This window comes from Prevotella rectalis, from assembly GCF_900607215.1.
Lineage (GTDB): Bacteria > Bacteroidota > Bacteroidia > Bacteroidales > Bacteroidaceae > Prevotella > Prevotella brunnea.
This window is the reverse complement of the sequence record NZ_LR027821.1, coordinates 39,807-63,828: the sequence shown is the minus strand read 5'-3', so window position 1 is coordinate 63,828 and position 24,022 is coordinate 39,807. Positions and strand designations below refer to the sequence as shown.

Below are 24,022 nucleotides of genomic sequence, written 5' to 3'. Positions count from 1 at the left end.
TTACAGCTTCCAAACGACTAAGTTTGTGTTTTAAATCTTTGATTGCGTTTTTTGATTTACTTACTAATACTTCTCATACAAAACCTTATTACATCCTTGCAAGAGAGCAATAAGTTGGTTTCTACTTAGTCAGCAGTAAGCAATACCGTTCCATATGAGAACCTTCCACTCTCGGGTACAAGGAGAAGTATCTTGTCCCCTTGCTTTATTTCCTTTGTCCTTATGAGTTCTTCCAATCCGACATAAATGGCAGCCGAGCCGATGTTGCCGACAGAAGTAAGGTTTGTAAACCACTTCTCTTTTGTCAGGGCAATATTACGAGCAGCAATTTCGTCATTTAACTTCTCATAGAAAAACATCGAGGAAACATGAGGTATGACATAATCTATCTCTTCCGCTTTTACATGATGTTTGGCAAGTACGGTTTCGATATGGTCTACCCAAAACTTGATGATGTATTTCTTTAGCTGCCGAATGTCCTGTTTGCCGACAAGTACGGCACGCTCCTTAATCTCATCAGGAGAGAACTCTTTCCAACTTTTGAGTCGTCCGTTTTCTTGCAACTCTGATGCCATAAACATACAGGTCGGTAGTTCGTTGGCATAGGAAGTCATATCAACCCATTCGATTTTGAGAGGACATATTCCTTCGGGATGATCTTGCACCAATACCGCTCCTGCACCATCAGAAAGCATAAATCGCATAAAATCCTTCTCAAAAGCCATATAAGGGTCTTTGTCAGGATTGTCATGTGTAGCTTCATACTCAGGGTCATAAAATTTGGATACCAATGCAGGTGAAGTTAATTCTGATGCCACGCATACAGCTTTTTGATGCAGTCCTGCAAGAATATTGCTATAGCATATTTTCAATGCCTGCAATGAGGTAAGGCATACACCTGCAGAGGAAAATATTTCCATAGGATAGTTGGCTAATTCTCCATGAACCATAGATGCATGGGAAGGAAGCAATTGATCGGGTGTGCTTGTCCCACAAGCCAAAAGGGTCAAGTCGTCAGGAATACTTCCATTTTCAAACAGCCTACATACGGCTTCTTTTGCCAATTCTGCATTCGAGTGTGTTAGGTTTTGGTTTTTGTCCAACCCGTAATATCTCGTTTTGATGCCATTTTGTCTAAGGACAATGGAGCGAACCCTTGACGGATTTCCACCAATTTTTCCGATATAGTCTTCCATATCATCATTAGAGATGGGGGAATTAGGAAGATATGCAGATACGCTATTGATATATGCTGATTTTTCCATAGGAATATTATTTGGTTATTAAATTATATATTATGTATATTTGTTCTTTCAATTCGGAGATAGAAAGTTGGCTGCTCAATGCACTTCTGTATGACAATCCAAGATATATATTTCTAATGGAAGATATAATCTTTTCTGTTTCCACAGTTTGAGTAATCTCTCCTTTCTGTTTGGCAAGCTCTATCACCTCTTTCCACTCAAGGCTCTTTCTTTTCTCGTATTCTTGAAACTTCTCTTTCCAATCCAGATAGTTGTCTTTCAGATACAAGATAAATGACATGAAATTGGCAGGAGTGACTGTGCCTTTTGTCATCATAAAAAATGATTTCATACGGCGACCGATATTTTCTATACGATTGTCGATGAAGTCTTTTAATGGGGTAGAGCTTGTAAATTCAAGAAAGTCTGTAGCATCATTTGTCAAGAATTCAAATACAAATCTATCAACGGCATGATTGAATATATCCTCCTTATTCTTGAAGTGATGAAACATATTGCCACGAGAAATGCCGGTAGCTTCCACTAAATCCGAAAATGATACTGCTGCATAACCTTTTTTCAGAAACAGCCTGAACGATTCATTAAGGATAATGTCCCTTTTGCTTATGCTTTCTTTATCTATCTGTTTTTCCATTATTTCATACTTGCTAAATTAAAAACAGAACGTTTGTTCTGTTTTTGTAAGTGCAATATTATGCAAATTATTTCAATCCGTCAAATTTTTCTGATGATTTTTCCCGAAAAAGTTTCATTTTTCTCTCTTTATCTCACTTTACAGTGTAAAATAATTGATTATGAGCCTTTTTGATAGCATAATAACAACACTAAAACTTGAGCCAATAGAATTAGATGTGAATATTTTAAGGTGTATCTACAATTTATTTCTCTAAAAATACACTGTTTTCATCAGAAAATATTATCTTTGCATTATCAATTTAAGTGCTCTTTGAAGTAATGCAGAATAAAGAAAGGGTAAGAAACTTGCTCGTTTCCAAATCGTAACCCATTTATCCTTTATTCATTCTTACTCTATTGATTATCTGAAAGATATAAATTTATTGAATCTTTCACGGGCTTAACCAGTAATGTCCTAAATTTTCTTCATTCATCCACCCAAAGCTTAGCTTTCACTTTCCAAGATAATGGCTAAAATTTATCTAATTGAAAATAAAGAAGTTTCATTATTAGTGTAACAGGTTGGTAACGATTGGGAAACGAGCGAGCCACTTCAAGTCGCTGTTTTCTGCCTAACAAAGAACGCTTGTCATTCTGTCTGTAAGGATAAGGGTCATCCGACATTTGGAGTGATGAAGTATGAGTGAATCTATTTTATTTTGTTTTTATTAAGTTTACTTGTTTATTTCAGAAAAATATCTTATTTTTGTAGTAAAATTACGATTTTAGCAAAATAACATAAAATTTGCGCTATGATAAGAGATTTTTGGGTTGAAAATTATCTGTCTATCCGAGATAGGCAGGAGTTGAGTTTTGTCTCAAAAAACCAAGACGAATTTCTCAGTTTCGAGATTTCAGAAGGCGTTTTCCTTAACAAGTTAGGTATTCTTTACGGAGCAAATGCCTCGGGAAAGTCGAACATGCTATTTGCCATTCAAAATATCTTTGATTTGTTATACAATTCTCATACTGACATTGCGGACAAAGTCATGGCTGGTGCACCTTTTGAACTGACCAAGGAGAACCCAACCAAGATGCATGTATCCTTTTATGCAGAAACTATCCGGTACGATTATGATGTGGAATATTTCCCTGACTATATCGTTAAAGAAGAATTGTATTATTACCCTAACAAATCCAAAGCTTTATTTTATGAACGTACATTCAAGGATAAAGGCATACAGGCAGACATCAAGTTTGGTACAAGTTTGGAATTGAAGACGAAAACACAAGAAACACTTAAAGAGAATACACTTAACAATCATTCTGTTCTATCAACTTACAGAAAAGTTGCTTTTAAGGAAGACATACAGCCCATTGCCAAATTATTTTCATGGATAGAACACCATGTACATGAAATTAACGGAGACGGAAATATCAATTTCGTTGAGGAGATTAGAGAAATCTGTAAAAATGAAAAACTGAGTAGTTTCTATCGTCTGATGTTAAAGAAAGCAGATTTGAATATATCGGATTTTCAGGTGGTGAAAACTCCTAAGAAAATTTCTCCCAAATTACGTCAGATGATTATGGAAGATGACGAATTGACGGAAAAAGCTAAGAAAAGAATGCTTGAGACGGATAGAGAGGATATTTTGTTTATCAACCAATCGGCTGATGGCTCTTTTTACATACCTTGGCGACTTCAGTCGAAAGGTACGATGCAATATCTTCAAATCTTGCATTTCCTATACGATTTGATAACGAGCTGCCACTTGTATCTTCTTGATGAATTAGACGAGGATTTGCACTATGACCTGCTGGTTTATTTCCTGAATGTTTTTATTTATAATTCGAAAAACTCACAGTTGGTGTTCACCAGTCAGGAGATTTCCCTGCTTTCAGAAGAACTGCTTAACGAACACCGCGAACTGGTTTGGTTTGTGGAAAAGAATCATGATACGGCTTCCTCAGAATATTCACGAGGCGATTCGTTCGGATTGCACAAAAATCTATCCCTATATAACTCATATAAGATTGGCAGATTAGGTGCAAAGCCCGAATTAGGTTCATATTTTATTGACTTGGATTGAAAAGTTATGGGGAAGTTAGTAGAAGCAGTCATGATATTGGGTGAGGGACTAACCGAGAGTTTTTACATGAACTCATTAAGGGACGATTTTCCTGCACAGTTGAAAAACATTGAGCCAAGAACTCCCAAACATAGTAATCTTACAGAATTGGAAAGAAGAATAGAGGACGGCATAGCTAAAGGCTATTCCAAAATATTCTGTATGATAGATATGGACAATAAAAAAGGCGGAAAGGAAAAAGCCGACTATCTGAAACTGAAGAAGAAATACGAAAAGCCCATTGTAAAAGAAAACGATGGCATAAACTGTGAGGTGAAATTCTTTGAAACGGAAAGATGTACGGAACTGTTTTTCCTTTACTATTTCAAATATACGACAAAGGAATATCTTACTTCTGACGAAGTTGTCAGGGATTTGGCAAAAATTAGTGGATATAAGAAAGAACAGAAGTTTTTCAGGCAAGGACTGCACAAGATATTCAAGAAAAAAGGTGGTTCTTTGCAAAAGGCGATAACGAATGCCAACATTTCGTGCGAAGATAAAAATAGAGACCATACCTATTCGCAATTGGGCAAGATGCTTCAAGAATTATCTATTTCGTAAAAATAGAACCAATAATGAAGAGGGCTGCAAATCTAAATGGAATTTGCAGCCCTTTTTTTCTTTATCTCATGACTTTGTTTCCTGTTACAGTCTAACCATTCGTGAGAACTCACCGCCCTGTGCCATGAGTTCGTCAGGCGTACCCTGCTCGATGACGATTCCACCACCGAGTACTACGATGTGGTCGGCTTTTTGCATGGTACGCATACGGTGGGCAATGATGATGGCGGTCTTGTTGTGTACCAGTTCGGAAATGCTCGTCTGAATCTTCGTCTCGTTCTCGGCATCGAGACTGACGGTAGCTTCGTCCAAGAGAATGACAGGAGCATCTTTCAGAAACGCATGGGCTATGGAGATATGCTGCCGCTCGCCATCCGACAGGGTTTCGCCGTTTCATCGCAGTAAAATTGTTAATAAACCTGAAAATGCCACTTTTCTCAAAAATAATCACGAAAACATTTGGAGCGTATGATTTTTTGTTATACCTTTGCAAACGCTTTCGCAATAAAAAAGCGATGGCATCAAAATCGTTCTTTGAAAAGATTTACATAGACAGAGAAGTAGTACAAGAAGAAGCGTCCGCCGCCGATATTTTTTTTATTGGTCGGTGGATGGGTAAAGAAACGAACCGTTCAATTTTTTTTATCTTCTGCCCTTTTGGTTTCATCCAAATCCCGGTGGTTGATATTACATATATAGAAAGGTGTTTAAACTTGATACTTTGAATGAAGGATAATCATTCTGGCTCAGAGACATACTTTTATGCCTTTTTTCGATGCGTATATATATTTATTATATATATGTATTGTTTTAATGGCATTTACATTATTTTACAATGGAGAGTTTGATCCTGGCTCAGGATGAACGCTAGCTATAGGCTTAACACATGCAAGTCGAGGGGAAACGGCATTAAGTGCTTGCACTTTTTGGACGTCGACCGGCGCACGGGTGAGTATCGCGTATCCAACCTGCCCATTACTTGGGGATAACCCGTTGAAAGACGGACTAATACCCGATGCAGTCCATTGAAGACATCTGAAGCGGACGAAAGATTTTATCGGTATTGGATGGGGATGCGTCCGATTAGCTTGTTGGCGGGGTAACGGCCCACCAAGGCATCGATCGGTAGGGGTTCTGAGAGGAAGGTCCCCCACATAGGAACTGAGACACGGTCCTAACTCCTACGGGAGGCAGCAGTGAGGAATATTGGTCAATGGGCGGTAGCCTGAACCAGCCAAGTAGCGTGCAGGATGACGGCCCTATGGGTTGTAAACTGCTTTTATGCGGGGATAAAGTCACTCACGTGTGAGTGTTTGCAGTTACCGCATGAATAAGGACCGGCTAATTCCGTGCCAGCAGCCGCGGTAATACGGAAGGTCCCGGCGTTATCCGGATTTATTGGGTTTAAAGGGAGTGTAGGCTGTTTGATAAGCGTGTTGTGAAATGTAGATGCTCAACATCTGAATTGCAGCGCGAACTGTCAGACTTGAGTACACGCAACGTGGGCGGAATTCATGGTGTAGCGGTGAAATGCTTAGATATCATGTGGAACTCCAATTGCGAAGGCAGCTCACGGGAGTGTTACTGACGCTTAAGCTTGCAGGTGCGGGTATCAAACAGGATTAGATACCCTGGTAGTCCGCACGGTAAACGATGGATGCCCGCTGTTGGCAATTTTGTCAGCGGCTAAGCGAAAGCGTTAAGCATCCCACCTGGGGAGTACGCCGGCAACGGTGAAACTCAAAGGAATTGACGGGGGCCCGCACAAGCGGAGGAACATGTGGTTTAATTCGATGATACGCGAGGAACCTTACCCGGGCTTGAATTGCCGGTGCACGATACAGAGATGTTGAGGTCCTTCGGGACGCCGGTGAAGGTGCTGCATGGTTGTCGTCAGCTCGTGCCGTGAGGTGTCGGCTTAAGTGCCATAACGAGCGCAACCCTTTTCCTCAGTTGCCATCGGGTCATGCCGGGCACTCTGTGGATACTGCCACCGTAAGGTGTGAGGAAGGTGGGGATGACGTCAAATCAGCACGGCCCTTACGTCCGGGGCTACACACGTGTTACAATGGCCGGTACAGTTTGTTGGTGTAATGCAAATTGCATCTAATCTTGAAATCCGGTCTCAGTTCGGACTGGGGTCTGCAACCCGACCCCACGAAGCTGGATTCGCTAGTAATCGCGCATCAGCCATGGCGCGGTGAATACGTTCCCGGGCCTTGTACACACCGCCCGTCAAGCCATGAAAGCCGGGGGTGCCTGAAGTTCGTAACCGCGAGGAGCGACCTAGGGCAAAACTGGTGATTGGGGCTAAGTCGTAACAAGGTAGCCGTACCGGAAGGTGCGGCTGGAACACCTCCTTTCTGGAGTGGATGATTACTTTTGTTCATGGGTTTTGCAAGTTATTTGTGGACATTCTTTCTTCCTCCCGTTTTTCCTTTCTTTGGAAAGCCGCGAGGAAATTGAAAACGTTCGTTTCCCACTTCTTGTACACNNNTCTTCACATTTTGTCTCGGTCAGAATGTTACATACCATTGCTTATGGCTCTTTGTTTCTTCCGACCTTTGACATTCGATCTTTGACATATTGACACAAGCATAACAGTAAAGTAAAACTGAAAGTTCAGACTTTTTGCTTGATTTTTTTCAGGCATTAGTCATTAAAAATGAAGATTTCACAATACAGCTGAAAGTATGAGCTACATTATCTTTTTTCATGACAAGCTTCGTTCTTGTCAGAAGATCGATAAAGGCGAATAGAAAGTAGGAAAGGGCGTATGGCGGATGCCTAGGCTCACGGAGGCGATGAAGGACGTGATAAGCTGCGATAAGTTTCGGGTAGGTGCAAATAACCTTTGATCCGGAAATTTCCGAATGGGACAACCCGTCATCCTGAAGGGATGACATTACCATATTTTTTTGGTAAGGCAAACGCAGGGAACTGAAACATCTTAGTACCTGCAGGAGAAGAAAATAATCAAATGATTCCCCCAGTAGTGGCGAGCGACCGGGGAGCAGCCCAAACCCCTGACGTGGCAACGCGTCAGAGGTGTAGTAGGACCGCGCTGTCGTACTTAGATTGTGAGGAGAAGCCTTTGGAAAGAGGCATCTTAGAGGGTGATAATCCCGTATCCGAAGCATGACGAGACGTAGCGGTATCCTGAGTAACGCGGAACACGTGAAATTCTGCGCGAATCCGCCGGGACCATCCGGCAAGGCTAAATACTCCCGTGAGACCGATAGTGTACGAGTACCGTGAGGGAAAGGTGAAAAGCACCCCGATGAGGGGAGTGAAATAGTTCCTGAAACCATGCGCCTACAAGCGGTCGGAGCTGTTAATTCAGTGACGGCGTGCCTTTTGCATAATGAACCTACGAGTTACCATGTCCGGCAAGGTTAAGGATTTAATATTCCGAGCCGTAGTGAAAGCGAGCCTTAACAGGGCGTTTAAGTCGGATGGGGTAGACGCGAAACCAAGTGATCTACACTTGCCCAGGTTGAAGTTCCGGTAACACGGAATGGAGGACCGCACCAATAAGCGTTGAAAAGCTTCTGGATGAGGTGAGTGTAGGAGTGAAAGGCCAATCAAACTTGGAGATAGCTCGTACTCCCCGAAAGGCATTTAGGTGCCGCGTGCAGTGTTTTCCATGAGAGGTAGAGCGACCGATAGGTCAAGAGGGCTTCACCGCCTATCGCGACCTGACGAACTCCGAATGCTCATGGACAGTAGCTGTGCAGTAAGGGGGCGGGTGCTAAGGTCCGTCCCCGAGAGGAGAAGAATCCTGACCGCCGTCTAAGGTCCCGAAATTCCGTGCTGAGTTAGTCTAACGAAGTCTGGTCCCCGTGACAGCTAGGATGTTGGCTTGGAAGCAGCCATTCATTCAAAGAGTGCGTAACAGCTCACTAGTCGAGGGTCCGGGCGTGGATAATAATCGGGTATAAGCCGGATACCGAAGGCGCGGGATAGCATTGTATATAAAAAGTATCGGTAGGGGAGCATTCCATTTACGCAGAATGGTGATATTGATTGATCCTGGAGTTTATGGAAAAGCAAATGTAGGTATAAGTAACGATTAGGGTGGTGAGAATCCCCCCCGCCGCAAGACCGAGGTTTCCCGGGCGATGCCAATCAGCCCGGGGTCAGTCGGGTCCTAAGTCTCAGCCGAACGGCGAAGGCGATGGCAGACACGGTTAATATTCCGTGACTTGCGTGTTCAGCGATGTGGAGACGGAGCAGTGACACTGTCGCGTCCTGACGGACATGGACGTATAAGACTTTAGGTGTTGATACGGGCAGGCAAATCCACCCGTAGAGCTGATGGTCGATATTACGGTTTTCTCTTCTGAGGAATCCGACAGCACAGGTAATCATACTCCCTAGAAAATCCGCTAAGCTCATGTTCACGCAACCCGTACCGCAAACGGACACACGTGGTCGGGTAGAACATACCAAGGCGTTGAGAGATTCATGGTTAAGGAACTAGGCAAATTGACCCCGTAACTTCGGGAAAAGGGGTCCTCATAGTAATATGAGGCGCAGAGAATCGGTCCAGGCAACTGTTTACCAAAAACACAGGGCTGTGCAAACTCTAACGATGATGTATACAGCCTGACACCTGCCCGGTGCCGGAAGGTTAAGAGGAGAGCTTAGGAGTAATCCGACGGTTTGAATTGAAGCCCCGGTAAACGGCGGCCGTAACTATAACGGTCCTAAGGTAGCGAAATTCCTTGTCGGGTAAGTTCCGACCTGCACGAATGGTGTAATGATCTGGACGCTGTCTCAATCATGATCTCAGTGAAATTGTAGTATCGGTGAAGATGCCGATTACCCGCGATGGGACGAAAAGACCCCGTGAACCTTTACTACAGCTTAGCATTGACCTTGGTCATCCGATGTGTAGGATAGGCCGGAGGCTTTGAAGTTGTCGCGCCAGCGATGATGGAGTCATCCTTGAAATACGGCCCTTTGGCTGTCCGAGGTCTAACCCGTTTTTATCGGGGACACTGTTTGGTGGGTAGTTTGACTGGGGTGGTCGCCTCCAAAAGCGTAACGGAGGCTTCCAAAGGTACCCTCAGGTCGATTGGTAACCGACCCTATAGAGTGTAATGGCACAAGGGTGCTTGACTGTGAGGCAGACATGCCGATCAGGCAGGAAACTGGGGCATAGTGATCCGGTGCAAGTGTATGGAAACTGCATCGCTCAAAGGATAAAAGGTACTCCGGGGATAACAGGCTGATCCCCCCCAAGAGCTCATATCGACGGGGTGGTTTGGCACCTCGATGTCGGCTCGTCACATCCTGGGGCTGGAGAAGGTCCCAAGGGTTGGGCTGTTCGCCCATTAAAGTGGCACGCGAGCTGGGTTCAGAACGTCGTGAGACAGTTCGGTCTCTATCTATCGTGGGCGCAGGAGTTTTGCGTGGTTCCGTCACTAGTACGAGAGGACCGTGATGGACAGACCTCCGGTTTACCGGTTGTGCCGCCAGGTGCACCGCCGGGTATCTGAGTCTGGTATGGATAAGCGCTGAAAGCATCTAAGCGCGAAGCCTTCCGCAAGATAAGAACTCCTCACAAGGGTCGTCACAGACGATGACGTTGATAGGGTGTAGGTGTAAAGACAGCGATGTCAAAGCCGAGCACTACTAATTGCCCGAAACTTTCATTCCTTTGCTCACACTTTGAGTTGTACTGTAAATAACTTCTTCATTGTTTTCAGCAATTCTTTACTTATGCTTGTTGATATGTGTTTTATTTAACGATATTCAGGTGGTTATTGCGCCGGGGTTCCACCTCTTCCCATCCCGAACAGAGAAGTTAAGCCCGGTTGCGCCGATGGTACTGCAATGCAATGTGGGAGAGTAGGTAGCTGCCTTTTTTTAGAGAAGCCTCACGGAGAAATCCTTGAGGCTTTTTTTGTGTACGCTTGGCATGAGCATTATCCGCTCATCTCTCAAAAGCTCGACTTACAACCAGCAGATGGTATTGGATAGCACCTTTGTTTCATTAAAGTTGGAATCCAATACCATCTGCTGGTTGTAAGTTGGGTTCTTGAAGGACACTACCATGCGACGTCCACATAGAGCTAAGCATGAATCCATTGGAAGCAGAAGTGAAGAAAGACGGAAGATGAAACTAATCAAACAAGATTAGACTCTTTTTGAAAACGAATTAAACCGCCGTATGCCGAACGGCACGTACGGTGGTGTGAGAGGGAAGGAAACGAAAGTAGGTTAGAAAACTTTCGTTTCCCAACCTACTCGACTCTGTTATTCTGAGATAAGGAATTTATTTCTCCCTCTTATATTTAGCGATGAGTTCTTTTAACATAGAAAGTATGTCATCAATAGAAACGCCACTGCGTTCGCTCATCATGGCAATGGTTGCTTTAGGAATGATGATGCGTGCAAGAGGAGAATTGAGCATTTTGAAAGCAGAGTTCATACTTGGCAAATCTTTCCGTAGCTGTGGGTAAATTTTTAACAAATCCTGTAAGCGAGTGTCGGCAGAGAGTTCTATTGTCGAATCTTCTTTTGTAACAGACGTATCATTTGGAGTACAGTTTTGCGCCTCCTTCGATTTTACTACTTGTGTATCATTTGACCAGGTCAGCAGTGTTCGTGAACCTTGAAGTTCACGAATGCGACTACAATCTTGCATCATTTCGAGTACACCTCTGAATCTTCCTTCTGCATCACGCACGGCTACATAATATATATAGATGAACACACCTGGTTTGTTAATCCAAAAATCTACACTATCCTGCTCACCCGAACGGAATTTGGCTATAATTTCCTCAACAAGGTGGACGCTGGTGCGCGGATGACAGTTCTTCACATCACGTCCGATAACATTCTTGCTGCGTGGGAAGATGCGGTGGTTGGTATCTGAATAGAAGCGAACTAGTTCGTTTTCATCTACATAAGATATATCTACAGGAAGATGTTTGTATATGAGGTTGATTTGTTCGAGAGAAAGTTTTCCTGTCGTGACGTCGAAAACTCGGTCTGTATCGTTTCCTCCAAGCTCATATTTAGCAAGAAGCGCAGATAGTTCTGAGACAAAACCGTCAGGAGCTGTTGTTGGCTGGGTTACTGTTTTATCCGCATTTTGGAATCCTTCTACATCAATCCATGCAAAGCCAATTTCGTAATCTCCCGAACGCATCTGTTCGAATTCTTCGGGAGTAATCATTGCCAAGGCAGTTGGGTAGAGTACAGATTCTTCTTTCTGTAAAAGATCCCGCACATCTGCCACAATGGTAGGCTGCATTGCCAAAAATTCTTCTTCTTTATCTTCTTCAATAAGTTTTTTAGCATCACGTATTTCATCTCGCACAAAGTCATCGAGCAGCCACATCGTAGTCGTGGGGCGATCAAATCCTTTCTGTTCGAGTATGGAATAGAGCTGGTTCTGCTTACGTGAAAGGTGAATGCGAAAAGCCGCTATTTTGTCGTACAATTCAATCCACTGATTCTTGATAATCGGATATTGTACAAGATCTTCTATGGAGAGCATAAGGCGACGCATTTCATCGTTCTCTCTGTAGTAACACATGATAGGGTGATCAAGAGGAAGATTTGGTCGACTGGTGTCCATCACTTCATCAAACAGCTCAATCATCTTTTGAATATCCTCCTTTTGGCACTCATCCTCTTCAATGGTTTTGAGTTCCTGTTCTGCCAATGCTATTTCATAAGGACGGATTTTCCCAACTTGCTTTCTTATTCGGGCTCTGCCCTCCTCTAATGAAATATCTCCTCGTTGGTATGCTTCTTTGATTTCGAGTATTTTGCTGAGTTTCTCAAGGTCAACACTCGGCAAATATTTTTTCATATCCATAGCATTATTGTCTATTGATGAGGTAAACGAAAAAATCACTCTCTTCTATGGCTTTTACGCTTACATGAGCTTCGCCGGGGAAATGTAGAACGGTGCCTGTGCTGATACGATGTACCTCGGTATCGTTAAGAGTAACCTCTACAGTTCCTTTCACTATGGTGAAGAATACTTCCCGTCCTGTATGGTCGTGTGAAGGTATTTGTTCTCCGTTTTTCAGATGCAAGTGTACAAGCATGAGTTCCTTGTTGTTAATTACCTTACCTAAAGTATTGATTTCCTGCCCAATGGGGTTAATTACTTGTTTCATAATTCTTCTTTATTTAGTTATGATTAATAATTGAATAACGTTCGTTTTGATATTATACTTTTATATGGTAGATTCAACTTCAAAATGCAAGTACGTTTGCAAATTTAAGAAAAATTCCTCACTTGATATTCTGAATTCCAACTTTTTTTGTTTTGCATTATTGGTATAAGTGACAAAAATTCTGATATAACCACCAGCTTGGGCCTTTACGAAATTCTATTTTTTTGAAAACTTATCGTGATCGATTTGTAAAAAGTGGACTTGGACGCAGCCATTCCCAGCTCCCATTGAAGGAGTTGGCAGTCGAATATACGAACCGCACACAGGAAAGTAAGTGAGGAGGAAAAGCTTCTTTTTCGATAGAGGGACAAATCGCTCCCCCCTGTTCCTCAAACCCTACACAGATGGCGAACATTCGACCTGACTCGTACCATGAAATTATTTTACAAAAACCGTGCTGCAAGATGCTCTTTGTAATCTGCTGATAATCAGCGGGATATTCATCTGTATTTAAAAGCTTAGCTTTTGCCCTGCAATTCATGACCTTTTGCGGTGCAATAGGTAAGCTTTTGGAGAGTAACTAATCACTGAAAATGAAGAAATATCGAAGCTGATGTAAACTAACTGATAATGAGGAGGAAATACATAAATCAGCATAATACTGCTCTATTTGTAAAGGGTAGAAGGATGCAGATTTAGGCAGAAGTTCAGTTACCAGAGTGTTACCTTATTTTGATGTAGGTAATGATGGTACAGCATTCGGTAACTGAATTATTTTCGCTCGTGTGGCTGTTGCTTTGGTCGGCAGTTTTCTGCGTAAGTGAGGAACGCTTTAATTCGGGTAATTTTGCCCACAAATATTAAAGCGTATGAAAACAGAGAAAATGAAGGTGTTGCTCTACCTTAAAAAGAGCGGTATAGGCAAATCAGGTAAAGCCCCGATTATGGGGCGGATAACACTTGGAAGGAGTATTGCGCAGTTCAGTTGTAAACTTTCCTGCAACCCCGACTTGTGGAATTCACGTGAGAGCAGGATGGACGGCAAGAGCCGTGAGGCGGTGGAGATTAACGGAAGGTTGGAGAACCTGTTACTTTCCATTCAATCTACCTATCAGTCGCTAATTGCCAAAGGACAGCCATTTGATGCAACCGATGTAAAGGAACAGTTTCAAGGCTGTGTACAGGCAAGATGTATGCTCATCGAAAGGTTGGATATGCTCATCAAGGAGAAAGAAAGCCATATCGGTATAGACATCAAGGAAGAGTCTATGTCCGCCTATCATTCCACTCGGAAACGATTACAGGAGTTCATTCAGAAGAAATACCATGTTTCGGACTTGGCTTTTTCGCAGCTCACAGAAAGCTTTATCTACGAATTGCAGACATTCTGTCTTGGCGAACTCGGTCATCAGCAAAGCACATTTTTCAGAGTTGCAGCAGATTTGAAGACCGTCTGTAGGCTGGCTTATCGTGAGGGACTGGCTGATACGCTTCTGTTTGATAAAGTCCATATAGAACGAGGAGACAAGAAAGCACCTAAAGCTCTTGACCAAGAAGCATTGGACAAGTTGAAGGCAATCTGCTTTGATGAGTTGGAAGAGGAAATGGAAACCGCTCGTGATGTGTTTCTCTTCGCCTGTTATACCGGTGCAGCCTATTGTGATTTGATGGAACTAAGCAAGAAGCATCTTGTCCGTGATGATGCAGGCAGTTTGTGGTTGAAGTTCAGCAGACAAAAGACAGGCGTACTTTGTCGTATCAAGTTATTGCCGGAAACTGTTCGGTTAATTGAGAAAATGTACAGCGATGAAAGGGAAGCACTACTGCCTTTCATAAAATATCCCACTTATCAGTCCTGTCTCAAAGCCTTGCGATTACGGGCAGGCATTTCTTTTCCCTTTACTACGCACACTGCAAGGCATACCTTTGCCACACTTATCACCTTGGAGCAGGGCGTTCCTATTGAAACGGTGAGCAAGATGCTCGGACATACGAACGTAAGTATGACCGAACGTTATGCGAAGGTTACACCGCAGAAACTCTTTGAGGAGTTTAACCGTTTCCTTTCTTTTACTGAAGATTTGCGTTTAACCATTTAACCAAGATTTTTTATGAGAAGTACATTCAAGATATTGTTTTACATCAACAAAAAGAAAATAAAAGCAGACGGCAAGACTGCTATTCACTGCCGTATCACCATAGACGGAAAGAGTACCGCCATTACCACAGGCGAGGAATGCAAATCCTCCGAGTGGAACAGCAGGAAAGGACTGACAACCGACAAGAAAACCAATCAAAGAATCGGCGAGTTCAAAGAACTTGTAGAAAAGACCTATCAGGAGATATTGATAAAGGACGGAGTGGTAAGCGTGGAACTGCTCAAGAACCGTTTGCAGGGGATAGCCACCATGCCGACAACACTCCTTGCCATGAGCAAGGCAGAACTGCAATCCGTTAAAGAGTGCGTGGGCAAATCGAGAGCTGAGGGAACCTATCAGAATCTTCTCTATTCAGATAAGTTACTTACGGAGTTTGTAAAGGATAAGGGAATGACGGATATAGTCATAGCCACTATAACGGAAGACTTGTTTGAAGAATACCGTTTCTATCTGAAAAAACGAGGCTTGGCAACAGCAACCATGAATCGCTATCTTTGTTGGCTGAGTAGGCTGATGTATCGTGCGGTCAGTCAAAGGCTCATTCGCTGTAATCCTTTTGAGAATGCCAAGTATGAGAAAGCGGAACAGAAGATAGGCTTTTTGCAAAAGAGCGAAGTATCTAAACTTATGGCACTGAGAGTACTTGATAAGGAAGCAGAACAAGCAAGACGGATGTTTATCTTCTCATGCTTTACGGGCTTGGCTATTGCTGATATGGAACATTTGCAATTGGGACACATTCAAACGGCAGCCGACGGACAGAAATATATCCGTAAAGAAAGGCAGAAGACAAAGGTGGAGTTTATTGTGCCCCTGCACCCGATAGCGGAGGCCGTCATCAATCAATGTAAGGAAGAACAACCCAGCATGAAAGAAATGCAGACGGTGAAAGAAAAAGGTGACGACTTTGTCTTTCACTGTAATTGTAGCCGTAGCGTGATGAGTGCAAAGCTAAGTATCGTGGGTAAGGCTTGCGGTATCAGAGAACGGTTGTCCTACCACATGGCGAGGCACACGTTCGGCACGATGAGTTTAAGTGCAGGAATACCCATCGAAAGCATTGCCAAGATGATGGGGCACGCCTCTATATCCAGTACTCAAATCTACGCACAGGTGACAGACAATAAGATTTCGGAGGATATGGACAGACTGATAAGGAAACATCAAAAAGAGGACACAAAGGAGAAAGCCGTATGAATGTCAATCACCATCAAACAAAAAGAGAGCGCAGCTATTTCGAGTGGAGCGACAATATGCAAATCACTCGCAAAGGCAAAGGCGAGATAGCCATGACAGAGAGCGAGCTCGTTGGTTTCTTCGGTGTAACGTGGCGAAAGCTCAATTATCGATTGCAACTTCTACTAAAAGTCTCTCCCCTGCAACCCGACGAAAGGGATACAGGGGAGCAGGAAGTCTACGTGAACGGACGGCTGCGAGGTCATGCCTTGCTTTATCCACTCACTATCATCATCGCTTTGTCTTATCAATTGGACAGCATGGAAGCCCACTTGTTCAGGAAACATATCTGGCAAGAGTTACAACACCCCACACCTATGGTAGAACAGATATTCCTATACGGAAGTGGCAGTATCAATTGATACACTTTTTTCTTTCACCGATATTATCTTACTACATTACTACAAGGAGGGATAATACGGTGAAAGAAAAAGGATTGGCATTGTGTAGTCAGAAAGGAGAAATCGCTATTACTACAACAAACTACAGTTTGCAACTTTTGCATCGAAAAGCAAGGCGATGCTTGTTTTATATTTCAAACTATTTGTATATCTTTGCAATATAACCGAAACTTTTAACGAGATGAGGGATATTAGAATTGAAAAGGGAATAAATAAAGACAATGCCTTGCTTTTATGTGAATGGTCCAATGAACAAGGAAAAGAGTTTCAGGAGCAATGGATGGGTCCCAAAATTTCTTACCCGCTGGACTATGATAAAATAAAGGACTTGGGAAATGCGTTTTCGATATTCAACCAAGGGGAATTTATCGGAATGATACAAGAAGTACGAATTGGCAAGGATAACATACACATAGGTAGATTTGTAATAGATCCCCGAAAAACAGGATTGGGCTTTGGGACTGAGGCCCTAAAAAGATTTGTAGATTTCATTCTTGAGGATGATAATATTAAAAGTATTTCCCTAACGGTCTTTGATTTCAACCAAAAAGCAAAGAGGATTTATGAGAAACTTGGGTTTGAAATCAATGAAGTAATTGAGACTCCAAGGCTGAAATACATTATGAAGAGATACAGGTAATTCCGAGTTTATCTAACTCAATGCGACAGAGTAGTTTTACTTCCCTTTCTTGATTTTATCCTAATTGTAAAACGAGGAACACAGGTGTATCCTGGTTCTTGCATTCCATGCTTCCTTATTTGTCTTATAATAATCTTCCATCGTTTGTTTCTTGTTAATTTACTATTTATTTTTCCTTTTCCCATCGTTGAAATTTGCCCATACAAAAGAATGCAGAAAACAAACTTAGCACGGTTAGAACAATGCCAATAACTGTCCATAAAACCATTTGGAAGGAAGATAGAACTGTGTTTTTTGAAAATTCAGCAAAAGCATAGATGCAATAAGGTAATGTTAGGAGGCTGGTAATGATAACCGGCACATATTTCCGATACACAATCCATTGCACGATATGTATTAATAGATGAACGGAATACCCTGCCAATGCAGCAAACCACCATTGATATTCTCCTGTCCAAACGGAACAAAACGAAACGACAGAAATAAGTATGAACTCGTGAGCAGTACCAATAACAATGGTGGAAATGGAATAATCGAAAACTCCTCGTCGGGTAAAGAACGATTCGATTTTAGGGAATCGTTTTCTCAATTCTTCCCTGTTTCTGTCAATCCAACGTCCAAACATAATAATTTCCTCGTATTCGTGAACCATGAATACGACAAGGAGAAGCATCATTATCAAGTTTATTCTTGTCATTTATTTCAAGTTACCGATGTTGTTTTTCCAATCCTCTAAAGTGATTTTGGTAAAATGTTCGGTGCGAGTGTCGTTCATCAATGGTACGGGTTTATTATGTTCGGTGTGATGGTATATGAACCCGTATTTCTCTTGTGCACGACGCGATTTTTCATTGCCGTTGTAATAACCGCACCAAACGGAAGAAAGATGCAAATCCTCGAAGGCGTGACGAAGTATTTCGCGTATGGCTTCGGGAATCAATCCTTGTCCCCAGTAGGGTTCACCAATCCAATAACCAATCTCGCATTCAGTGTCTGAAATCTTCACAGTGTGAATTTCGCTTCTTGCGGTCATTATTCCAATGCTGCCAATGGGTTCACTGGTTTCTTTCAATACAACTGCATATGTTTCTTCGCCCGAAAGGACGGTCTTGATTATTTCTCTACTATTTTCAACACTCGTGTGGAGAGGCCATCCTACAATCGGACCAACATTGGAGTTGTGGGCATAGCGATAAAGCTCCTCGGCATCATCTTCGTGCCAGGGGCGCAGCAGGAGGAGTTCTGCTTGTAGTTCCATATTTTACCTTCTGTTTGTACTCATCTACTTAACTTTTTATTCTTCGGTAGTTTTTGCGAAGTTTGCTCTATCTTTCTCTCGTCTCGCGTAACGTTGCGTTCCAATTTCTTAATATCTTCTGCGGGTGGAAGTTCTTCAGGTTTGATGCCGCGCTGCCCCAACATATCGCGCACACTTTGGTTGTTCTGTATGTGTTCCTTAGTAATGGGCTGTTCTCCTTGCAGGTCTTTATTTTCTACGTTGTAATTGGTCATTTCCGTAGCAAGGTTCTTGGCGGCTACGGTAAGTGTGGGCAGAAAGTCTGCCAACGGCCTGTTGGCTTCCACGCCCAGTCGGTTCTTCATATCTTCGGTGGTGTGTCCTCCGAAAAGTGCCGTGTCGCCTTTGGAGCGTATGCGCCCGAAGCCTTTGCCGTCAACGCCTCGCTGGTATATGTTCTGTAACAATTGATTTTCTGCCATTCTTAATTTATCGCGAGTTTTAAGCGAGACAGCAGGTTTAGTCGTTCTTCTATTAATTCTGCTTTTCGTGTTTGTACGGCAAAGTAGCTTTGGGCGAAGGCGATTTCTTCTTTCTTTGGGTCGCCGTTTTGAGCGATGAGGTAGCAGGCATAGCGGGTAAGCATAAAGTCGGATACTTCTCACTTGGCTCCACTACCTAATTCGACCATTTTCGTGACCTCACGAAAATGGTCATCAACGTTGATACCTTGCGCTTTACACGAATCTACTGCCCGTCGTATGGCAACGAGAAAGTTCTCCCAGCGCGCATAGCCCAATATCGTTTGCAATTCGCGTGCAAACCAAACTTCTACCTGTTCTTCGCTATCGCCGCTCTCAATGTATCTGACAATAGTATCGAACGATGATTTATATTGTAATATGCTATTCTTATCCATTGTCTTTTTCCTCAATCCATTTTGTATATTTACTATATTCAGTATCCAGCAAAGTTTTTTTATCTTCTTTGCTCATTATTCCTTTTTTAGCTTCTTCTCTCATTCCATACCATTCAATAGCCAGCCATGATTGCATTAGTGTTATGAACCTATCAATATCTTCTGTTTTATTCTCTACTTGGACTATTTTATCAATCATTTCAATAGCTTTCCTATCCCAATGCTTATTATCCTTATCAGCAGGATTCATCAACAATTTTAATTTATACGACAATTCTTTCAGTTTTTCATTGTCATTTCTTTCAGCAGTTACACAAAACTCTTCAACAGCTTTACGAAGTTCTGCCATATATTCCTTTCTAGCAATCGTTATGGTATTGATAAAAGTATTTTTACTTGACTGTTTTATAGTTGCGGAGATATTCATTGCACTAACAAAAACTGTAAGTATTCCTATTATTAAAGTTGCCCCTACTTGTCCTATTCCTACTTTTTCTGTTAAGAGAATCTCTATTCCTATTCCTAATAATGAAAGAATAGCTATTACAAAGAGTATATTTTGTACTTTTTCCCAGCGTATATTTTTAATTTTTATCCAGTCCATTTTCTATCCTTATAGTTCAATGTTAATCTCTATTTACTAACTTATTTACACTAATTTCTACTGCCTTAAAAGTATAGTTAAATCCATCTTGCTGTGCACCCTCTGGAAATTGTCTTATAGGACTTTTCAAAAAGTCTTATAGGATAATTTTACTACTCTGTAAGGTGCTGATTACCAATGAGTTACAGAGGTGTATTTTTGGCCTTGAGAACGGTGTCTCCGACACATGGAAAATATCCTTTTCGTATGCCGGAAACGCGCTTTCCATCGAGATATTTCTTCGCTTGAATTTTATACTTTATTTGCTGGTTTGCGATATGATTTCCTTTTTTTAGCATTTAAGATCGAGAAAATAGTGGCATAAAACTATTTTGGTATGACCTTTCCTATCATTTATTGATTTTTGCTTAATAACCACAGAATTGCTTTTGGACACAATTTGTAATTTTTCCTCTTGGGATGTCCAGTCAATAATGTGATCTGCTTTTTCACGGCCTAATTTTTCTATTAACTCATTTATTTTCTTTATCCAATGTTCCGAAGAATGTGATTGGACATACCCAAACATCCCGCAAATATTAAGATGACTTCCATGTAGTCTTTTCTTAAATCGCTCCATACCACCACGTGCACCATAGACGTATTCTTTATAATTTGATGTAGTAGATAGGCGTTTAGCCTCAAACTCAAGAATAGTTATGGGAGATGACGTCAATATCTTTGGTCTTGGGAAAACACCTATATCTGTTTCTCGTGTAGAGCCTGGCTGTGTTGGATTTTTTCCGAATCGAAAAGGCATATCTACACTTTTATGAAATTCAAGATAATTTATTAGTGAATCAGTGATTCGGTTCTCTGTATTTGAATCTATTGTCTTCAAAAGAAAAGAGGGGAACCCCTCTATCTTTGAATCGATAAAATCAAGTACCTTTCTGGCTTCGATGTCTTGCGAACTATCCAAGGAATGAATAGATGGCATTGAATTGATAAAACTATTATCTCGCAGCATTCCCGTATCTTGCATTTACATAGTCAGAGTAACATTCGTCGGAATCCCGTAAAGCAATATTTGTTGACCAGTATCGTACATTCTTAGGCTTCACAAGAATAATGCTGTTTTGACCATAAAGTTTTAACACACGCTGAATATGAAATCCAGCTAAAGCCCCCTTTTGAGTAGGAATGACATCTTTTACATAAGAATTAAGTTCTTCCAATTTCGTGAAAGATGATTCTATTATATCTGCTGTATATTCAAAATGTAATGCATAGTATTTACTTGTATCTATAATTTTGAATAATTTAAAAGACTTGTTATTTTCTTCGTATATGTTATTTAATGTTTTACAGAATATATCTGAAAAATGTAGTATCTGCGATTGGCTTGCAGTTTCATCTTTCATTCCTTTACTGGCATAATTGTCCACTGCTTCTTTAATAATCTGATTTTCTAAATCCTGCACTTTTAAATCTGATAGATTAGTGGGAAAAGGCAATCTGTCCATGTCTCTCTTTAAGATAGAAGTTGCTCTTCCAACGATTAGCCTGCTACTTGTTACCAAAATATAGAAACGATAAAGCACATTGAACTCTTGGAAAATGTCATACACTTTTTTCAGTTCATTAATTTCAGAATTTGGTGCATATATTCCTACCATTTCATGGCTAAAGCACATATCTTCATCCAAAAAGACTATTGGTATATTTGTTTTGCCAATATTCTCCTTAATGATAATATGAGGTGCCAAATAGATTTCTTTCTTTTGAAGACGAGGAGCCTCAAAATGAGTATTGCTCTCATAAAAAGTCTTAAAATCCCCATTCCTACCCTTGCCAAAAGTGCGTGGATCTATTGCTTTCTGTCCATGAATAAAAGGGGCAGGATATTTTTTATTTCCAACAGTATATCCTTCATTGTATTTCCAACCGCAATGTTTCTCTTTTTCTGCAAGAAATGCTCCCAGAGTCCTCATTTTCCTGAACCTCTCAATCAAATCGATAATCCGCCCCCCACCTAATAAATCCGCTTTCCAGATAAATGGATTATTGATAATATCATCCTTACTAATAAAATGAAAGTCATAGTGGTCGAATTCTAAAAAGATTCGATTTTTATTGGAAAATGTACGATTGGCAACCAAATGCAATACCGAATTGCTGTCAGGCAAAGACTTTTTAATAAACAAGGCTATTGTAGCTACTCGCGCACCAGCCCAAATGTCTGGCAGTAAAGTAAAATCGATTACCTGTTGTAAGTTATACTTTGAGAACAAAGCTTGCTTGAAACTCATATTGTTATTATACAATATTGGAGCTGCTGGTTGTATCATACACAGTTGACCGTCTGACCTTAATAAATTCATGGACTGTACCAGAAAGTGCAAGGCAGGATTTTCATCAGGTATGTCAAATTCACACCTGTACCCAATATTCTCTCGAAGTGTTTTAAAGAACTTTTTCCTTTTCGGTTCCCTTCCCAATACCGAATGAAGATTGAATGGAGGATTTCCTATCACTAAATCATATGTGTCATCAATATTAGCGGATATGTATTTGAAGAAGTCTGCTTTCTTAATATTCTTGCTGAAGTCTGGAAATTTCAGTTTCTGCCATGTGGGTGGGTTTAGATCTACTTCATCCAACATAGCCAAAGCTAAACTGAACACTGCCAACCGTACCGCATCATCCTCTATGTCAATGCCATATATACTGTTTTTCAACAATCGTTTCAGCACATCCAATGATGGCTTGGACAAATTGCCTGTTTTCAGCCACTCCGCATATCTCCACCATTGTATGATGCGTTTATATGCCTTTACAAGAAAGATGCCGGAACCACAACTTACATCTATCAGTCTGAAATTTTCCCGTGGTTCTTTCAGTGGCATACTCTCATCTATAAGTGTACTGACAACCATCTCAGGTGTATAGACAATATCTTTGCTGTCTGTCAGAAGTTCCTCATGCAAGTTCCAAAACGAAGTGCAATAAAAGAGTAGCCCTCGCCGAGAGATGCAGACGTTCTCGAAGCGTAGCGAGAGGTTGTCTGCATCTCTCGGCGAGGAAAAAAAACAACCAGCAATACAAATAAAAAAGGGAGACCTCTGTCTCCCCAAGATTAATTAACTTTGTATTGTGAAATATCATCAATTAACCTCGGAGCAAAGGTCGCAAATTTTCGCCTTACTCCAAAAGAAAACAGGGAGAAAAGAGATTGCCACAATCGTCGGCATCAGTCAGTCAACACTATCACGTGAAATCAAACGCAACAGCACGCCATCAGAAAAGTATATCTGGACAAAGGCGCACGATATGGCTATGCAGCGCAGAAAGAGAACGGTAAAGAACGCCAGGCTCTCTAACGAATTAGTCTGGAGAATTAAGGAATATATCACCAATGACCAGTGGTCTCCACGACAAATATCAGGTTATCTGCGCAAGAATGAGGGAATAAAGGTGTCCCACCAATCCATTTATAATATCATTCATAATGATACAACAGGGGAACTTGCCAAACACACAAGGCATAAGATGAAATACAGGCATCGTCCCAAGGGCAGGCATTTTCCAATTAAAGACAGGTTGAGTATCCATGAAAGAAGTAAGGAAGTTGACGGGAAGAGATTTGGAGATTTTGAGATGGACTTGATCGTAGACCCTGACCAGCATGCCATACTCACACTGGTAGAGAAATCCACCAATATGCTGCTTATGCAGAAACTGCCATTTGGGAAGCAGGCAAAGCCTCTGGCAAAGGTAGTTAGAAAACTGCTGCTACCATACAAGGACATTCTGAAGACCATTACAACAGACAACGGACCTGAATTTGCGGCACATAAGGATATTACCAAGTTCTTGGGCGTGCCCGTATACTTCGCTGATCCATATTGTTCTTGGCAAAAGGGAGCTATTGAGAATACAAATAAACTAATCAGACAATATATACCGAAAAAGGATTCGTTTGAACATTACACAGACAAGAGAATTATGTCGATACAAAAGAAATTGAACGAAAGACCGAGAGAAAAATTAAACTTTTCTACTCCAAAGTGTGAATTCTTCAAATACGTTTTATAATTTTGCACTTGCTGGTTGACTCTGCGAAT

General features: G+C 41.6%; 16 protein-coding genes, 3 rRNA genes and 3 pseudogenes. 10 read left to right on the top strand and 12 right to left on the bottom strand.

What is annotated here, in order from left to right; genetic code table 11:
* Positions 1-125: 125 nt before the first annotated feature.
* Entirely contained in the window at positions 126-1,265 is a 1,140-nt protein-coding gene (locus E0E16_RS07415; protein WP_130829802.1) for a StlD/DarB family beta-ketosynthase, read from the bottom strand.
* A gap of 7 nt (positions 1,266-1,272) precedes the next feature.
* Positions 1,273-1,899 carry a TetR/AcrR family transcriptional regulator gene (locus tag E0E16_RS07410; protein ID WP_130829801.1) on the bottom strand — a complete coding sequence of 209 codons (627 nt, stop codon included), beginning with the start codon at positions 1,897-1,899 and terminating at the stop codon, positions 1,273-1,275.
* Between the two features lie 793 nt (positions 1,900-2,692).
* Between E0E16_RS07410 and E0E16_RS07405 the strand changes: the two genes are divergently transcribed.
* Positions 2,693-3,973: an AAA family ATPase gene (locus tag E0E16_RS07405; RefSeq protein WP_130829800.1), complete on the top strand. Its 1,281-nt coding sequence runs from the start codon at positions 2,693-2,695 to the stop codon at positions 3,971-3,973.
* A 6-nt stretch (positions 3,974-3,979) separates the two neighbouring features.
* Positions 3,980-4,576, top strand: a complete 597-nt coding sequence (locus tag E0E16_RS07400) for an RloB domain-containing protein (RefSeq protein ID WP_130829799.1) — start codon at positions 3,980-3,982, stop codon at positions 4,574-4,576.
* Positions 4,577-4,660: 84 nt separating this feature from the next.
* Here E0E16_RS07400 and E0E16_RS07395 read toward each other — a convergent pair.
* Positions 4,661-4,969 (bottom strand): annotated as a pseudogene (locus E0E16_RS07395) (ATP-binding cassette domain-containing protein); the annotation flags it as partial.
* 439 nt (positions 4,970-5,408) lie between these two features.
* Between E0E16_RS07395 and E0E16_RS07385 the strand changes: the two are divergent.
* The 3 genes from E0E16_RS07385 (at position 5,409) to rrf (ending at position 10,449) form a co-directional block, all read left to right on the top strand.
* Positions 5,409-6,939 (top strand): 16S ribosomal RNA (locus E0E16_RS07385).
* A gap of 393 nt (positions 6,940-7,332) precedes the next feature.
* A 23S ribosomal RNA gene (locus E0E16_RS07380) occupies positions 7,333-10,239 on the top strand.
* A 97-nt stretch (positions 10,240-10,336) separates the two neighbouring features.
* Positions 10,337-10,449: ribosomal RNA gene (gene rrf, locus E0E16_RS07375) — 5S ribosomal RNA — on the top strand.
* Together the 16S, 23S and 5S rRNA genes form the textbook arrangement of a ribosomal RNA operon.
* A 410-nt stretch (positions 10,450-10,859) precedes the next feature.
* Here rrf and E0E16_RS07370 read toward each other — a convergent pair.
* On the bottom strand, positions 10,860-12,413 hold the full coding sequence (locus E0E16_RS07370; protein ID WP_130829797.1) for a PAS domain-containing protein: 1,554 nt from the start codon (positions 12,411-12,413) through the stop codon (positions 10,860-10,862).
* A 4-nt stretch (positions 12,414-12,417) separates the two neighbouring features.
* A complete protein-coding gene (locus E0E16_RS07365; protein ID WP_130829796.1) occupies positions 12,418-12,720 on the bottom strand; it encodes a cupin domain-containing protein in 303 nt (100 codons plus the stop codon).
* Between the two features lie 869 nt (positions 12,721-13,589).
* On the opposite strand from E0E16_RS07365, the gene E0E16_RS07360 reads away from it, so the two are divergent.
* From E0E16_RS07360 to E0E16_RS07345, 4 genes are all read left to right on the top strand, one after another.
* Positions 13,590-14,819: a site-specific integrase gene (locus tag E0E16_RS07360; RefSeq protein ID WP_061315253.1), complete on the top strand. Its 1,230-nt coding sequence runs from the start codon at positions 13,590-13,592 to the stop codon at positions 14,817-14,819.
* A gap of 12 nt (positions 14,820-14,831) precedes the next feature.
* On the top strand, positions 14,832-16,076 hold the full coding sequence (locus E0E16_RS07355) for a site-specific integrase (protein ID WP_036861480.1): 1,245 nt from the start codon (positions 14,832-14,834) through the stop codon (positions 16,074-16,076).
* Positions 16,073-16,477, top strand: coding sequence for a hypothetical protein (locus E0E16_RS07350; protein WP_036861476.1), 405 nt, complete (start codon positions 16,073-16,075; stop codon positions 16,475-16,477). The genes E0E16_RS07355 and E0E16_RS07350 overlap by 4 nt, the downstream gene beginning before the upstream one ends.
* 220 nt (positions 16,478-16,697) lie before the next feature.
* Positions 16,698-17,156, top strand: a complete 459-nt coding sequence (locus E0E16_RS07345) for a GNAT family N-acetyltransferase (protein ID WP_036861588.1) — start codon at positions 16,698-16,700, stop codon at positions 17,154-17,156.
* A gap of 63 nt (positions 17,157-17,219) precedes the next feature.
* Here the strand turns inward: E0E16_RS07345 and E0E16_RS14980 are convergent.
* The 7 genes and pseudogenes from E0E16_RS14980 to E0E16_RS07310 form a co-directional block, all read right to left on the bottom strand.
* Positions 17,220-17,297 (bottom strand): annotated as a pseudogene (locus tag E0E16_RS14980) (class I SAM-dependent methyltransferase); the annotation flags it as partial.
* A gap of 25 nt (positions 17,298-17,322) precedes the next feature.
* A complete protein-coding gene (locus E0E16_RS07335) occupies positions 17,323-17,853 on the bottom strand; it encodes an HXXEE domain-containing protein (RefSeq protein ID WP_036861473.1) in 531 nt (176 codons plus the stop codon).
* A complete protein-coding gene (locus tag E0E16_RS07330; protein ID WP_036861470.1) occupies positions 17,854-18,414 on the bottom strand; it encodes a GNAT family N-acetyltransferase in 561 nt (186 codons plus the stop codon).
* Between the two features lie 20 nt (positions 18,415-18,434).
* A pseudogene (dinD, locus tag E0E16_RS07325) lies at positions 18,435-19,312 on the bottom strand (DNA damage-inducible protein D).
* Positions 19,305-19,916, bottom strand: a complete 612-nt coding sequence (locus tag E0E16_RS07320) for a hypothetical protein (RefSeq protein ID WP_036861468.1) — start codon at positions 19,914-19,916, stop codon at positions 19,305-19,307. The pseudogene dinD and the gene E0E16_RS07320 overlap by 8 nt, the downstream one beginning before the upstream one ends.
* 331 nt (positions 19,917-20,247) lie before the next feature.
* Complete coding sequence (locus tag E0E16_RS07315; RefSeq protein ID WP_052041076.1) at positions 20,248-20,940, bottom strand: hypothetical protein; 693 nt, start codon at positions 20,938-20,940, stop codon at positions 20,248-20,250.
* Positions 20,912-22,885, bottom strand: a complete 1,974-nt coding sequence (locus E0E16_RS07310) for an HsdM family class I SAM-dependent methyltransferase (protein ID WP_130829794.1) — start codon at positions 22,883-22,885, stop codon at positions 20,912-20,914. The genes E0E16_RS07315 and E0E16_RS07310 overlap by 29 nt, the downstream gene beginning before the upstream one ends.
* A 166-nt stretch (positions 22,886-23,051) precedes the next feature.
* Between E0E16_RS07310 and E0E16_RS07305 the strand changes: the two genes are divergently transcribed.
* On the top strand, positions 23,052-23,993 hold the full coding sequence (locus E0E16_RS07305; RefSeq protein WP_130828374.1) for an IS30 family transposase: 942 nt from the start codon (positions 23,052-23,054) through the stop codon (positions 23,991-23,993).
* Positions 23,994-24,022 lie beyond the last annotated feature (29 nt).